At 71.3% G+C, this 14,299-nt stretch carries 10 protein-coding genes; 4 read left to right on the forward strand and 6 right to left on the reverse strand.

The window, feature by feature from the left end:
* Positions 1-44 precede the first annotated feature (44 nt).
* On the reverse strand, positions 45-1,871 hold the full coding sequence (locus tag M3M27_RS00250) for a family 43 glycosylhydrolase (protein WP_434026780.1): 1,827 nt from the start codon (positions 1,869-1,871) through the stop codon (positions 45-47).
* Between the two features lie 374 nt (positions 1,872-2,245).
* Between M3M27_RS00250 and proP the strand changes: the two genes are divergently transcribed.
* Positions 2,246-3,763 (forward strand): glycine betaine/L-proline transporter ProP, encoded by a 1,518-nt coding sequence (gene proP / locus M3M27_RS00255; protein ID WP_434026781.1) that lies wholly within the window; start codon positions 2,246-2,248, stop codon positions 3,761-3,763.
* A 254-nt stretch (positions 3,764-4,017) separates the two neighbouring features.
* Here proP and acpA read toward each other — a convergent pair whose 3' ends face one another.
* The 4 genes from acpA to fabV form a co-directional block, all read right to left on the reverse strand.
* Positions 4,018-5,703 carry an acid phosphatase gene (acpA, locus tag M3M27_RS00260; RefSeq protein WP_434026782.1) on the reverse strand — a complete coding sequence of 562 codons (1,686 nt, stop codon included), beginning with the start codon at positions 5,701-5,703 and terminating at the stop codon, positions 4,018-4,020.
* A 233-nt stretch (positions 5,704-5,936) separates the two neighbouring features.
* Positions 5,937-6,266, reverse strand: coding sequence for a YXWGXW repeat-containing protein (locus M3M27_RS00265; protein WP_434026783.1), 330 nt, complete (start codon positions 6,264-6,266; stop codon positions 5,937-5,939).
* A 274-nt stretch (positions 6,267-6,540) separates the two neighbouring features.
* On the reverse strand, positions 6,541-7,617 hold the full coding sequence (locus M3M27_RS00270; protein WP_434026784.1) for an HDOD domain-containing protein: 1,077 nt from the start codon (positions 7,615-7,617) through the stop codon (positions 6,541-6,543).
* A 283-nt stretch (positions 7,618-7,900) separates the two neighbouring features.
* Positions 7,901-9,109 (reverse strand): enoyl-ACP reductase FabV, encoded by a 1,209-nt coding sequence (gene fabV / locus M3M27_RS00275; protein WP_140724621.1) that lies wholly within the window; start codon positions 9,107-9,109, stop codon positions 7,901-7,903.
* Between the two features lie 330 nt (positions 9,110-9,439).
* Here fabV and M3M27_RS00280 point away from each other — a divergent pair, with 330 nt between their 5' ends.
* Positions 9,440-9,853, forward strand: a complete 414-nt coding sequence (locus M3M27_RS00280) for a host attachment family protein (protein ID WP_140724624.1) — start codon at positions 9,440-9,442, stop codon at positions 9,851-9,853.
* Between the two features lie 10 nt (positions 9,854-9,863).
* Here the strand turns inward: M3M27_RS00280 and M3M27_RS00285 are convergent, their stop codons facing one another.
* The gene (locus tag M3M27_RS00285; protein ID WP_434026785.1) at positions 9,864-10,466 is read right to left on the reverse strand and encodes a hypothetical protein; all 603 of its coding nucleotides are present in this window, start codon (positions 10,464-10,466) and stop codon (positions 9,864-9,866) included.
* Between the two features lie 617 nt (positions 10,467-11,083).
* On the opposite strand from M3M27_RS00285, the gene M3M27_RS00290 reads away from it, so the two are divergent.
* Together M3M27_RS00290 and M3M27_RS00295 are read left to right on the forward strand one after the other, a co-directional pair.
* A complete protein-coding gene (locus M3M27_RS00290; RefSeq protein ID WP_434026786.1) occupies positions 11,084-13,081 on the forward strand; it encodes a bifunctional 2',3'-cyclic-nucleotide 2'-phosphodiesterase/3'-nucleotidase in 1,998 nt (665 codons plus the stop codon).
* 200 nt (positions 13,082-13,281) lie between these two features.
* The gene (locus tag M3M27_RS00295; protein WP_140725302.1) at positions 13,282-14,064 is read left to right on the forward strand and encodes an EcsC family protein; all 783 of its coding nucleotides are present in this window, start codon (positions 13,282-13,284) and stop codon (positions 14,062-14,064) included.
* The last annotated feature ends 235 nt before the right edge of the window (positions 14,065-14,299 follow it).

Consider the following 14,299-nt stretch of genomic DNA (forward strand, 5'->3'; position numbering starts at 1 on the left):
ACATACGGTGCCGGGCGATCGCATGTCGTCCGGCGGCTTGGCCTTCACTTCGCCGGCACCACCTCGCTGACCGGCGAGACCCCGCGTTCGTCGAACGCTTCCACCGCGAACACGTAGCCGGTATCGACGTTCAACGCGCGGATCTCCAGTTCGGTGCCGCGGTCGGCGAAGACCTGGTAGGTCAGGTCGAGGCGGTCCGGACGCAGGCCCCAGCGCACGTTGTAGCCGACCGCGCCGGGTACCGCCCGCCAGCGCACGGTGGCATCCCGGCGGTCGCTGCCGCGCTCGACGCGCACCTCGCGCGGCGTCGCGGGCGGCGGGCCGTCGGCGTTGCCGAACACGCGCAGGTCGCTGATCGCCAGGTGCGCGGCGCCGACGTGCCCATGCACGTAGCGCACGTAGCGGGTGCGCACCGGCGCGGGCAATTGCAGGTAGGCATTGGGGCGGTCGCGGCGGTCCGGGCCGTCGCCGACCTCGGCCAGCGGCTGCCAATGGCGGCCATCGCGCGAGTGTTCGAGCCGGAAGCTCGTATAGATGTCGGGCGCATCGCCATAGCGTCCGGATCGGTAGTCGGCGTAGTTCACCTGCACCGCGCGCACGGTCTTCTCCGCGCCCAGGTCGACGGTGAGCGCCTCGCCGGCGGCGTTGCGCGCGGCGACCCAGAACGTGCGCGGGTCCTCGTCGGTGGCGCGGGCCGCGGCGAACTCGCCGAGCGTGGACGAGGCATGCGCCGGCTTGCGGTAGGACAGCAGCATCCAGCCGGTGAACAGCGCCTGCGGATCGTCGACCGGGCCATCCGGCATCCAGTGCGGGAAGTCGCCGAAGCGGGTCGACACGCGCATCTGCCCGTCGTCGGCGAAGGCGGCCGGGAACAGCGCGATGCGGCGCTCGAAGGTCCAGTTGGCGCCGATCCATGGCGTGCCGCTGTTCCACCAGTTGCCGTGCGCGTCCTGGAACGTGGAGCCGTGGCCGGCGCCCTGCACGAAACCGCCGGGCTTGTACGCCACCGGGTTGTAGTCGGCGTAGCGGAACGGGCCGAGCGGATGGTCGCCGACGTAGACGCCGGTGGCATAGGCGTTGTACTCGGTGCCCGGTGCGGCGTACTGCAGGTAGTAGCGGCCGCCGGCCTTGGTCATCCACGCGCCTTCCAGGTAGCTGCGCGCGATGCTGCCGTCGGAGAGGACCGCGCCGCGGTGGTCGGGGCCGAAGCGTTCCCAGCCGTGGCGCTGCGGGTCCGCCGAGACCAGCGGCGTGGGCGTGCCGCGGAAGGCGAAGCCGCGCGCGCCGCGGTCCATCGCGATGCCGTACAGCGGATAGCGGTCCGACGAGCCCCAGTACAGGTACCACTGGCCGTCGTCGTCGATGAACAGCGCCGGATCCCAGGGGCCGGGCGGCGTGCGGCCCGGCGGCAGCGGCGGCTGGTCGCGGCCTTCCGCCATCGTGGTCGGGATCGACGGCAGCAGGCGCGTGAGGAAATCGAGCCGTCCTCGCGCGGGATCGCGCGTTTCCAGCAGCGGGCGCGGACCGAACGCGGATTGCATGATCACCAGCCGCTCGCCGTCGGCCACGACGGCCGGCGCGACGATGCTCTCGAACGGCCAGCGGCTGGGCGCGACGAAGGTCCAGTCGACCAGGTTGGTGGAACGCCAGTAGCCGTCGGCCAGCGTCAGGAACAGGTAGTACGCGTCGCCGGAGCGCACGAACACCGGATCGGCGCCGGTGCGGTAGGAAATGCCCTCGTTGAGCTGCTCGAAGTTGTAGCGGTAGTCGATGTCGAGCGGGTTGGCGTAGGTGCGTTGCCCCGGCGGCGCGGCATGGGCCGCGGCGGCACAGGCGAGCATGGCCGGGGCGATCAAGTGCGGCAGGCGCATGGCGTGGTTCCCCTTTGGACGATCCGGTGCAAGACCTTAGGACGGATCGGCGTGGGGAGATAGGGCGGGCGCATCGTGCAGGCGGGCGAAGCCTCCATGCGCGACATCGCGCGTCGCGCGCGATGGGCGCATCGATGTGAACGCGCAGTCAGGCTCGCGTGAGCGCAGCGGTTATAATGCCGTTCGCAATCCGTTCCCTGGACCGTGTTCCGCCCGGTCCTCTCACCTGCCAATCCTGGCCTGGCCGTCCGTGGTTCGCACGCGGAGGCCCGGCGATTCCCCGCAAGTCCACGCGCATTCGGCGCATCGGCATGGGCCTGCTTGCGCGCGCGCAACGGAAACAGGATCGGCATCGCCGCAGGAGGAAAACCCAGATGCAGGATTCGCATGCCGCCCACGTCCACTTCGGCTGGTTCAAGCGCAGGCGCCAGCTGCGGCTCGACGACGTCACCGTGGTGGACCGTCCCATGCTGCGCAAGGCGGTCGGCGCCGCCGCGCTCGGCAACGCCATGGAGTGGTTCGACTTCGGCGTGTACGGCTACATCGCCGTGGTGCTCGGCCAGGTGTTCTTCCCGACCAGCAGTCCGACCGCGCAGTTGATCGCCACCTTCGCCACGTTCACGGTCGCGTTCCTGGTGCGTCCGCTGGGCGGGCTGGTGTTCGGCCCGCTCGGCGACCGTTACGGCCGCCAGAAGGTGCTCGCCTTCACGATGATCCTGATGGCGCTGGGCACCTTCAGCATCGGCCTGATCCCCTCCTACGACCGCATCGGCCTGTGGGCGCCGGCGCTGCTGCTGCTGGCGCGGCTGGTGCAGGGCTTCTCGACCGGCGGCGAGTACGGCGGCGCGGCCACCTTCATCGCCGAGTACGCCACCGACCGCAACCGCGGCCTGATGGGCAGCTGGCTCGAGTTCGGCACGCTGGCCGGCTACATCGCCGGTGCCGGCGTGGTGACCGCGCTGCACTGGTCGCTCACGCCGGCGCAGATGCTGGAATGGGGCTGGCGCCTTCCGTTCCTGGTGGCGGGGCCGCTCGGCCTGCTCGGCCTGTACATGCGCATGAAGCTGGAGGAGACGCCGGCGTTCCGCGCGCACGTGGAGCAGGCCGAGCGCCGCGAGCGCGAGCATGCCGCGCCGCGCCTGGCCGAGATGCTGCGCGTGCATTGGCCGCAGCTGCTCAAGTGCGTGGGCCTGGTGCTGGTGTTCAACGTCACCGACTACATGCTGCTGACCTACATGCCCAGTTACCTGGAGGTGACGATGGGCTACGCCGAGACCAAGGGCCTGCTGCTGATCCTGATCGTGATGCTGGTGATGATGCCGCTCAACGTGCTCGGCGGACTGTTCAGCGATCGCCTGGGACGGCGGCCGATGATCATCGGCGCCTGCGTGGCGCTGATGGTGCTGGCGGTGCCTTGCCTGAAGCTGGTCGGCAGCGGCCATGACGGCCTGATCTTCCTCGGCCTGGTGCTGCTGGGCCTGGCGCTGGTGTGCTTCACCAGCTCGATGCCGTCCACGCTGCCGGCGCTGTTCTACACGCCGGTGCGCTACAGCGCGCTGTCGATCGCCTTCAACGTCTCGGTCTCGCTGTTCGGCGGCACCACACCGCTGGTGACCGCATGGCTGGTCGAGCGCAGCGGCGACCCGCTGGTGCCGGCCTACTACCTGATGGGTGCGGCGGCGATCGGCCTGGTGACGATGCTGTTCGTGCGCGAGACGGCCGGCCTGCCGCTGCGCGGTTCGCCGCCGGCGGTGGGCAGCGATGCCGAGGCACGCGCGCTGGTGCGCGGCGACGTGCCGGTCACGGTCGACCCGGTATTGCCATCGCTGCCGGAGAACGTGGTGGCCGGCGACGGCATCGAGGCGGCGGAACCGGCGCGCGGCGGTACTTGAGCCGCTGCGGCGGGTTCGTCAGTGCGAAACCCAGTAGGCGAACTCACCCATGCTGCGGCCGAACTGGAAGATGGCCGCGGCGGCCAGCAGGAACAACACCGGCGCGAGGTACTTCCGGGAGCGGGTCATTGCAGGGATCCTCGTCCACGATCACGCGCCAAGCGTGCCACACGGGCGCACGACGATGCGTGAAGCGGTGCTCCGGCGGGAATGGAGCGCCGGAGCACCATCCCGCCGGCGGCCCGCGCTGCGGCTCAGCCCAGTTCCAGCGCGTTGGTCAGGTCGCCCGGCGTCACGCCGCTGGCGGCCTGCATCGCGCGTTCGCGTTCGACCAGGCCAGGCAACGGCTCCAGGCCGAAGCGGCGGTTGATCAGGCGCAGGATCGAGCCGGTGTCGTAGACGGTGTGGTCGACGAAGCCGCGCCTGGCCAGCGGCGAGACCACCAGCGCGGGGATGCGCGAGCCCGGGCCCCAGCGGTCGGCCCTGGGCGGGGCGACGTGGTCCCACCAGCCGCCGTTCTCGTCGAAGGTGATCACCACGACGGTGTTCTCCCACTGCGGGCCGTTGCGCAGTGCGTCGATCACGCAGGCGACATGGCGGTCGCCGGCGGCGACGTCGGAGTAGCCGGCGTGCATGTTGAGGTTGCCCTGCGGCTTGTAGAACGTCACCGGCGGCAGCTTGCCGTCGCGGATGTCGGCGATGAATCGGTTGCCCGGCGCGCTGTCGCCGAGGCCGCCGTCGCGCAGGCGCCTGGCGCGCGCGGGCGTGCCGGGAGCGAGGTTGGCGAAGTAGTTGAACGGCTGGTGGTGGTACTGGAAGTTGGGGCTGCCGGGGAACTCGGCGGTCTCGCCGGTCTCGCCGTTGCCCTGCACCGCCAGCGCCCAGCCGCCGGCGTACCAGGCCCAGTCCACGCCGGCCGCGTCCAGCGCGTCGCCGATGTGGCGATGGCGCTGCGGCGGCAGCACGTTGGCGCTGTCGGCCGGGGCGTAGTCCGGGCGCGCCGGGTTGTTCATGCCGCACGGCTGGAACGGCGGCAGCATCGTGTTGACCGCCCAGAAGTCGGGCGTGAGCGCGCCGTTGCGGACGAACTTCGGGCGGCCGTCGAGCGCGCTCGGCGGGCTCTTCTCGTCGAGCAGCAGGCGCGTGCCGCGCGGGTCGTCGCCGTCGAGGATCGCGGTCTGCAGGCGCGCCGGGCTGCGGTCGGCATCGGGGTAGAACGGCGGCTGCGCGGCGACCAGGTACTGGTGGTTGAGGAACGAGCCGCCGAAGGCGCCCATGAAGAAGTTGTCGCAGAGCGTGTACTCGCGCGCCAGCTGCCACAGCCGCAGCGTGGCGGGCGCGTCGCCGTAATGGCCCATCACCAGCGCGCCGCTGTCGCCCCAGGCGGCGAAGCCGTCGTTGCGCCCGCCGTTGATCTGCATCTGGTTCTCGTAGAAGCGGTGCACCAGGTCGCGCGTCACCACGCCGTGCGGCAGCGGCCTGCCGTCGGGCGTGGCCAGCGCGAACGGTGCGTTCGGCAGCGGGCCGAGCGCGTCCTCGGCGATCCGGTAGCGGCGATGGTCGACCACCTGTTCGTCGGGCACCATCCCGCCCCAGATCGGCGGCAGGACGTCGAGCACGCTGCCGTCGCGGTCGCGCTGCAGCGCGTCGGCCGGCTTCAGGGCCGACAGCGGCCGTTGCAGGCCGGGGAAGTCCGGGAACAGGTTGTTGAAGCTGCGGTTCTCGCAATAGATCACCACGATGCGTTGCACGCGCTCGCGCAATGCGCGGTCCAGCGCGGTGGCGCTCCCGCGAGGCGCGGCCTTCGGGCGCGCGCTGGCCGCGCTCTCGCCGGGCGGCGCGCCGACGGCGAGGGCGCTGCCGGCCAGGGCCATGCCGCCGAGCAGGCGGCGGCGTTGCGGGTTGTCGGGGGTGTCGGGGCGGCGGGGTGGCGTCTTCAACGTGTGGCTCGGTTCAGGGCAATGGAGCCGGCTGGGCCAGGCACGCCCAGGATCCGCCCGCGGCGCGCGGCCAGGCAAGGGACAGGGCGGAATGGGAGGGACGGGTCATCAGGCGCGGCGTGCGGTGCGCCGGCGGCCGGGGCCGTCGGCGCGATGGAGCGGGACCGCATCCTGCGGAGGCTGGCGGAATCTAGCGCGGTCGGGTGGCGGTTGCATGACAACCGCGGCAACGTTCAGCGCACCCAGCCGCCGGGGACGAACCACCAGTTGCGGCCACGGTGTTCCCAATGCGCGGGGCGGTAGTAGTAGCCCACGCGCACCGGTTCCCAGTAGCCGTCCACCCAGACGTGGCGGCGCACGGGGCCATCCCAGCGCCAGTAGCCTGGGGCCCAGACGTAGCCGGGACGGGGCGGCGGCACGCGCACGTAGTACGGCGGCGGCGGCGGGACGCCGACCACCACGTCGACGACGGTGCGGGCTTGCGCTTGCGGAACGAAGGCGGCGCCTGCGGCGGCCAGGGCGAGGCTGGCGCTCAGGGCGAGGGGGCGGAAAAGGCCGTTCATGGGGTGTCTCCGTCGATGCCGTCGGGGACGGCGGGCAATGCGGAGAACGTGGAGTGGTTTGCGGTGTTGACGGTGGGGATCGGGCGGTTCAGCGACGGGTGGTGTTGCGGTGGGCGACGGTTGTGTTCGGGCTGGATTGCGTTGGCTTTAGGTTCCCGCGGCAAGGCCGGGCGTCCTTCTCGCGCGCGATCCGAAGCGGGCTTGTTACTTTTCCGAATCCCGAATCCCGAATCCCAGCCTTCCTCGAGCCCGCCGGCCGCGAGGGTTGGTCCCTTCACTCTATGTTCGGTGCGACCAGGCGCTTCCACAGCCGTGCATTGGCGTCGACGTCGGGTTCCAGCGCGGCCAGTTGCGCCAGCGCGTGTTCTTCGGTCTCGGCGCCGGTGCGTACCAGGATCGCGAGTGCGGCGGCCATGCGGCCGTAGCGCAGGGCGGTGCCCAACGGCGTGGCGGGGGCCACGGCGTCGCGTTCGGGGCGTTGTTCGTCGAGGGCCGCCGCGAGGGCCGGCGGCATCTTCCAGCCGATGGCGATGGTGCGCGCGGTGACGGCGGTGTAGCGGTCGACCAGGGCCGCGGCCACGCCCAGGTCGGGCTCGATGCCGGGGCGGCTGGCGTACTCGTCGCGCAGCACGCGCATCGCCACCACCGCGCCGAGGCCGTGCAGCAGGCCCACCAGTTGCGCCGACAGCGCATCGCCCCGGCGCCGGCGCGCGTAACCGGCGGTCGCCGCGGCGCTGCGCAGCGCGAAATCCCATACCGCCGCCGGGAGGCGATCGAACAGGTAGCCGTCCAGGTCGAGCACCGGCTGCATCAGCGCGGTGGCGACGATCTGGCGCACGCCTTCGGTCCCGACCTGCACCACCGCGCGTTCGAGGTTTTCCAGCGGCTGGCCCTGCGGGCGGTAGAGCGCGCTGTTGGCGATGCGCAGCAGGTTGGCGGCGAGCGCGGGGTCGCGCGCGATGATCGCGGCGATGTCGCGCCCGGAAGCATTGGGGTCGTTCACCGTGCGCATCAGCTGCGGCAGCAGGTGCGGACGGCGCGGCATCTGCTGGGGGCGCACGTCGAGGCGATCGAGCACGTCGCCGGCGGCCGCCAGCACGTGGGCCTGGGCCTCGTCCGGGCACGGCGACTCCTCGGCCAGCGCGGGCGTGTCCATCACCGCCGCGTACATGCGCCGCAGCAGCGGCCGCAACGGGGGCGGTGCCGGCCTGGCGAGGGTCGGTGGCGGCAGGGGCCCGGCGTCCGTTCCCGCGGATCCGGCCGATGCCTCGTCGCGGCGCCGGCGCCGTTGCCACCACAGCAGCAGCACGACGGCAAGGACGACGGCGATCGGCAATAGCGCAGGAATCATGGACGGTCGGGCCAAGGAGCGTGCGTACTATCCGTCGTGCAGGCCGGGATCGGCAATGCGCGTCCGGCATGCGCCGGGTGGCGCGCCTCCGGGCGGACATGCCAGGCGTGCGCTGCTTGGCGGGAGCGGTGCACGCCGCGCTGGCGCCCGCGGCAAGCCTTGCCGCGGCCCGTGCCATCTCCATGGCACCAGGCATGCTCCCCGTGGACGCGGGATCCGGCGGCCTTCGCGCCGATCGGGGCGGGCCGCGTCCCCGCCCGCGCGGGGACGACGGCGGCGTCGATCAAAGCTCGATGACGTCGAACTTCACGTCCGGGTCGACCTCGGCGTCGTAGTCCACGTCGTCGCGCTCGAAGCCGAACAGCTTGAGGAACTCGTGCTTGTAGCTGGCGTAGTCGGTCAGCTCGAACAGGTTCTCGGTGGTGACCTGCGGCCAGATCGCCTTGCACTCGGCCTGCACGTCCTCGCGCAGCTCCCAGTCGTCCAGGCGCAGGCGGTTCTCGGCGTCGACCTCGCCCGGCTGGCCGTCGGCGCGGTACATGCGCTCGCGGAACAGGCGGTCGAGCTGCTCGATGGTGCCTTCGTGCAGGCCCTTGGCCTTCATCACCTTGAAGACGATGGCGATGTACAGCGGCAGCACCGGGATCGCCGCGCTGGCCTGGGTGACCACCGACTTCAGCACGGCCACGTTCGCCGCGCCGCCGCCGATCGCCTTCAGGCGCGCGTCCAGGCGCCGCGCGGTGGCGTCCAGGTCGGCCTTGGCCTTGCCGAGCGCGCCGTGCCAGTAGATCGGCCAGGTGATCTCGGTGCCGATGTAGCTGAAGGCCACGGTGCGCGCGCCCTCGGCGAGCACGCCGGCCTGCTCCAGCGCGTCGATCCACAGCTGCCAGTCCTGGCCGCCCATCACCGCGACGGTGTCCTCGATCTCCTGCTCGGTGGCCGGCTCGACCGTGGCCTGGACCACCTGGTCCTTGTTGGTGTCGATCGCGCTGGAGGTGTACGGCGCGCCGATCGGCTTGAGCGCCGAGCGCTTCACTTCGCCGGTGGACGGCAGCTTGCGCACCGGCGAGGCCAGCGAATAGACGACCAGGTCGACCTTGCCGCCCATCTCGTTCTTGATCAGCTCGATCGCCTTGGCGCGCACCTCGTCGGAGAACGCGTCGCCGTTGATCGAGCGCGAGTACAGCCCGGCCTGCTTGGCGTACTTGTCGAAGGCGGCGGCGTTGTACCAGCCGGCGGTGCCGGCCTTCTTCTCGCTGCCGGGCTTCTCGAAGAACACGCCGAGCGTGTCGGCGCCGAAGCCGAACGCCGCGGAGATGCGCGCGGCCAGGCCGTAGCCGCTGGAGGCGCCGATCACCAGCACCTTCCTGGGACCGTCGTTGCGCACGCCCAGCGCGCGGGTGGCGGCGATCTGGTCGCGCACGTTGAGGTCGCAGCCGGTCGGGTGCGTGGTGGTGCAGATGAAGCCGCGGACCTTGGGATGGATGATCAAAGCGGTTGCCTCTCGGTTTTCAAAGCGCGCGGCATCTTAAGCCCAGCGGCGCGGCGCGGCCACGTTCGCGGGCGTATGGCCGGAGCCGGGTCGGGGATCCCGGGAGGACGGAGGCCTTGCGGGAGGGACTTCGGTCCCGGCGCTTGTGCAGCAAGCCCGCCGGGACCGAAGTCCCTCCCACGAGAACCAGCGCAGCCGGCCACGGAATGCGCGCACGAGTCTTCCCCGCAGCGCGCTGGCGGACGGGATAACGCGATGCACACGTTTGTTCCTCGCCCCGCTCACATCGGCTGGCCTACCGTCGAGGGTCAACCGTAACGAGGAAACCCCATGCCGCAGATCCCCGAAGGCACCTTGGTCGTCGTCGCCGACGGCGGCTCCGCCCGCGTGTTCACCAACGTCGGAAGCGACCACCGGCTGGTGCTCAAGCAACAGGAGGAACTGCAGGTGCAGGCCCTGGCCGAACAGGGCGTGATCGGCCAGGGGCCGGCCGGCGCGATGCCGGACGGGATGAGCATCGCGCAGTTGAACGAGGCCACCTTCGCCAAGCAGCTGGCCGAACAGCTCAACGAGGACGCGCTGAACAACCGCTACGCGCACCTGGTGCTGGTGGCCGACCCGCAGACGCTGGGCCGGATCCGCCCGCTGCTGCACAAGCAGGCGCAGCAGCGGCTGGTGATGGACCTCGCCAAGGACCTCACCAACTCGCCGCTGGCCGATATCGAACGCGCGCTGTCGGCCTGAGCGGCACGCCTCACGGCGGGACCGGCACCGGCAGCGGGGCCGGCTGGTCGGCCGGGGTGGGGACGGGCAGCAGCAGTTCCGCGTCCGCCGGCGCCTGCGGCAGGACCGGCACGCGCGCGGGATTCTCCGGATAGCGCCTGCCGTCGTAGGCCAGCCGGGCCAGCCCCGCAGGCTTGATGCCGACCAGCAGGTCGCGCCAGCCGTTGCTGCGCGAGCGTGCCGCATACAAGGGCGCACCGGCCGGGCCGATCTGCGCGACCACCTTGTACAGGCCGGTGGGGTCCGGCGACAGCACGAACACCGAGCAGCCCTCGTCGGTGCACACCGCCGGGCCGATCACCTCCACCACCACCTCGTCGTGCCCGTCGTCGTTCAGGTCCACCGCCCGGGCGAAGTAATGCAGTTCGCCGTCGGCCGGCGCGAACAGCGACGCCAGCGCCTTGATCGCCGCCTCCGGGACCATTGCGTCCTGCGCCTGGGCGCGGGCGGCGAAGGTCCCGCCGGCGGGCTCGCCGGGCGCGTCGCCGGTGGACGAGGACCCTGGCGCGGGCGGATCGCAGGCCGCCAGCAGCAAGGCACAGGCACAACCCTGGATGACATCGCGTGCGCGCATCGGCGCCTCCTCCCCCCTGTAGTGGCTTCCGTTCTAGCGTAGTGGACGTGTAGGCCGGGTCGGTCCCCGCCGTCGGTGCCGCCGTCCCCTGCCCGCGTGCCCAAGCGGCGCGGACGCTCATGGTAGGCGTTGGATGCCATGGGAGGGGCAAGGCGGGCGAAGATGACGATGGACGGATGGCTGCCGGGCGACGCAGGAACGTTCCGCAGGAGCGGTGCAAGCCGCGACGGGACTTTGCCGCCACCTTCGGCATCGGGCCTCGGTCATCGTTCCCATCCCGTCGTCCCCGCGCAGGCGGGACCCAGCGCCTTGTGGCAATGGCTCAAGGCGCTGGTTTGCGCCCTGGCCTCGCGCATAGCCAGGTGCGAGCCGATGGCTCACAAGCAACCCGGCTTCGCCCCTGCCCGCGCGGGGACGACGGGTCCTCGAGAAAGTTTCGGGCTGATGCAACCTCGCCATGGTTCTTGTGGGAGGGACTTCGGTCCCGACGGGCGGTACCGATGAAGCGTCGGGGCCGAAGTCCCTCCCACAATCCTTGCGGTACCGATCCGGTGACGGCGTACGGAAACACCGATCTGCTACCGTTCCCGCACTTTTCCCAAGCCGTTGCCGTCGCCATGCCCGCATCCCCGATCCGCCCCTCCCTGCTCGCCCTGGCCGCCACCGCCGCGCTCGCCGGCTGCGCCTCCGCTCCCACGGCGAAGACCGCCCTGGCCGACGGTGCGCAGGCGCGGGTGGCGATCCTGGAGACCACCGACGTGCACGCCAACGTGCTCAGCTACGACTACTACCGGCAGCGCGAGGACAAGACCGTCGGCTACGAGCGGGTGGCCACGCTGATCCGGCAGGCGCGCCGGGAATTCCCCAACACCTTCCTGTTCGACAGCGGCGACACCATCCAGGGCAGCGTGCTGGCCGACTACCAGGCCAAGGTCAAGCCGGTCGGCTGCGACGAGGAGCTGGCCATCTACAAGGCGATGGACGCGATCGGCTACGACGGCGGGACCGCCGGCAACCACGAGTTCAACTACGGCCTGCCGTTCCTGTCGCAGGTGACCGGCACGCCGATGAACGTCGATGGCGGCCGCAGCGACCGCTGCGCCGGCCCGGCCTTCCCGCTGGTGCTGAGCAACGTCTTCAGCGCGCGCGACGGCGCGCCGATCTTCAAGCCGTGGGCGGTGGTGGAAAAGCCGATCGTCGTCACCGACGCCGACGGCACCTCCCGCCGGGTGCCGCTGCGCGTGGGCATCATCGGCTTCACCCCGCCGCCGATCCTGGAATGGGACAAGCAGAACCTGGAAGGCAAGGTCACCGTGACCGGCGTGGTCGAGGCCGCCAGGCGCTACCTGCCCGAGCTGCAGGCGCAGCATCCGGACATCGTGGTCGGCATCCTGCACGGCGGGCTCAACACCGCGCCGTACACCCCGGACATGGAGAACGGCGGCTGGCACCTCGCCGCCGTGCCGGGCATCGACGTGCTGCTGCTCGGCCATTCGCACACCGAGTTCCCGGGGCCGCGCTTCGCCGGCATGCCGGAGGTGGACAACCAGCGCGGCCTGGTGCGCGGCAAGCCGGCGGTGATGGGCGGCTTCTTCGGCAAGGACCTGGGCGTGATCGACCTGAAGCTGGTGCGCAAGGACGGCCGCTGGACCGTCGACGCCGCCGCCAGCCAGAGCCAGGTGCGCCCGATCTGCAAGGGCAAGGACGACTGCGTGCCGGCCGACCCGGCGATCGCGCCGTTGGTCGCGCAGGCGCACGCCGCCGCCCAGGCCCACGTCAACACGCCGATCGGCCGCAGCGAGATCGAACTGAGCAGCTACTTCGTCGACCAGGGCAACAGCACCGCGCTGGCGGTGGTCAACGCGGCCCAGCGCGACTACGTGCTGCGCGAGCTGCCGGCGGCGCGCCCGGACCTGGCCACGCTGCCGGTGCTGTCGGCGGCGGCGCCGTTCCGCACCGGTTTCGGCGGTCCCGACGACTACACCGACGTGCCGGCCGGCGAGCTGACCCTGCGCAGCGCCGCCGACCTGTACTTCTATCCGAACACGCTGGCCGCGGTGAAGGTGGACGGCGCCGGGCTCAAGGCCTGGCTGGAGCAGTCCGCCAGCCGCTACGCGCAGGTCGATCCGGCCAAGCCCGGCGAGCAGCCCTTCATCAACGAGCGCTACGTGCCCTACAACGCCGACCAGCTGCAGGCGCCGGGGCTGGCCTACACGATCGACGTGAGCAGGCCGCAAGGGCAGCGCATCGTCGCGCTGACCTGGCAGGGCAAGCCGGTGACGCCGCGGCAGGCGTTCGTGGTGGCGACCAACAACTATCGCGCCAGCGGCGGCGGCAACTTCCCGGGCCTGGACGGTTCCAGCGTGGTGTTCCCGGCGCCGGACGGCGTGCGCGAGATCGTCGCGGCCTGGCTGCAGAAGCAGGGCACGCTGCGCGCCGCCGACCTGCCGCCGCGCGCCTGGCGCTTCGCCCCGGTCAAGGCCAAGGGTCCGCTGAGCTTCGCCTGCGCGCCGGGCAAGCTCGACGTCGCCCGCGCCGCCGGCGTGGACAGCGTGCGCGTGCTCAAGGACAACGGCGACGGCACCGGCACCTGCGCGATCGACCTGTCGCGCTGAGCCGATTCAGGAAGGTTGTGGGAGGGACTTCGGTCCCGACGGGCTCTATCGGTAAAGCTCATCGGGACTGAAGTCCCTCCCACAAAAAAACCACATCGCGCTGGCATGACGGAACGTGAAGCTTTGCCTGCCTATGATCGGTGCCCTGGCTTTCGAACCCGAGAGGTGACGCCGTGACCGAACCGCTGCCGATCCCGGTGATGGACGAGTCCGCCCTGCGCGATCTCGCCACCGCGCGCGAACTGCTGGAGAACCCCGGCCTGGCCGCGCAACTGGCCAACTACGTGGGCGCGCCGATCGAGAGCCTGATCAACAAGCGCCTGCCGAAATCGGTCGCGCAGCGCATCGACGCGATCAGCCGGCGCGCGCTGCAACTGTCGCTGCGGTCGGCGCTGCTGACCCTGCGCCGCGACAAGCGCAGCGCCGGCACCGGCCGCCATCGCCTGGCGGTGATGTTCACCGGCGCCGGCGGAGGGTTCTTCGGCCTGCCCGGCCTGGCGGTGGAACTGCCGCTGACCACCACGCTGATGCTGCGTTCGATCGCCGCGATCGCGCGCGCCGAAGGCGAGCGGCTGGACGATCCGGAAACCGCGCTGGCCTGCCTGGAAGTGCTCGCCCACGGCGGCCCCAGCCGCGGCGACGACGGCAGCGAGTCCGGCTACTTCGCGGTGCGCGCGGCGATGGCGCAGCAGGTCAACGCCGCCGCGCGCCACATCGCCGCGCACGGCCTCGCCCACAAGGGCGGCCCGGCCCTGGTGACGCTGCTTTCGCGCATCGCGGCGCGCTTTTCGGTCAACGTCAGCGAGAAGCTCGCCGCGCAGGCGGTTCCGCTGGTCGGCGCCGCCAGCGGCGCGGCGCTCAACATGCTGTTCATCCGCCACTTCCAGGCGATGGCGCGCGGCCACTTCACGATCCGGCGGCTGGAGCGCCGCTACGGCGAGATCGCGGTGCGGCGCGCGTACGAGGCGATGCCGGCCGGCTGACCTTCGTCACCTCGTCGCGAATCGCAGGCGCCGCTTTTTGTGGGAGCGGCTCTGGGTGGCCTAGGGCCATTAGCCGCGATGGGGCTTTCCCCGCAATGGATAAGGAAGAGAGAGTCTTTGTGGGAGGGACTTCAGTCCCGACAGGCTTTCCCGGTGAAGCCCGTCGGGACTGAAGTCCCTCCCACAGGAATGCCTGTAGGGAGTGCCTCGGTGGAGCCCATCGCAGGCGTGACTT

This window comes from Xanthomonas boreopolis (assembly GCF_046529185.1).
Classification (GTDB): domain Bacteria; phylum Pseudomonadota; class Gammaproteobacteria; order Xanthomonadales; family Xanthomonadaceae; genus Pseudomonas_S; species Pseudomonas_S boreopolis.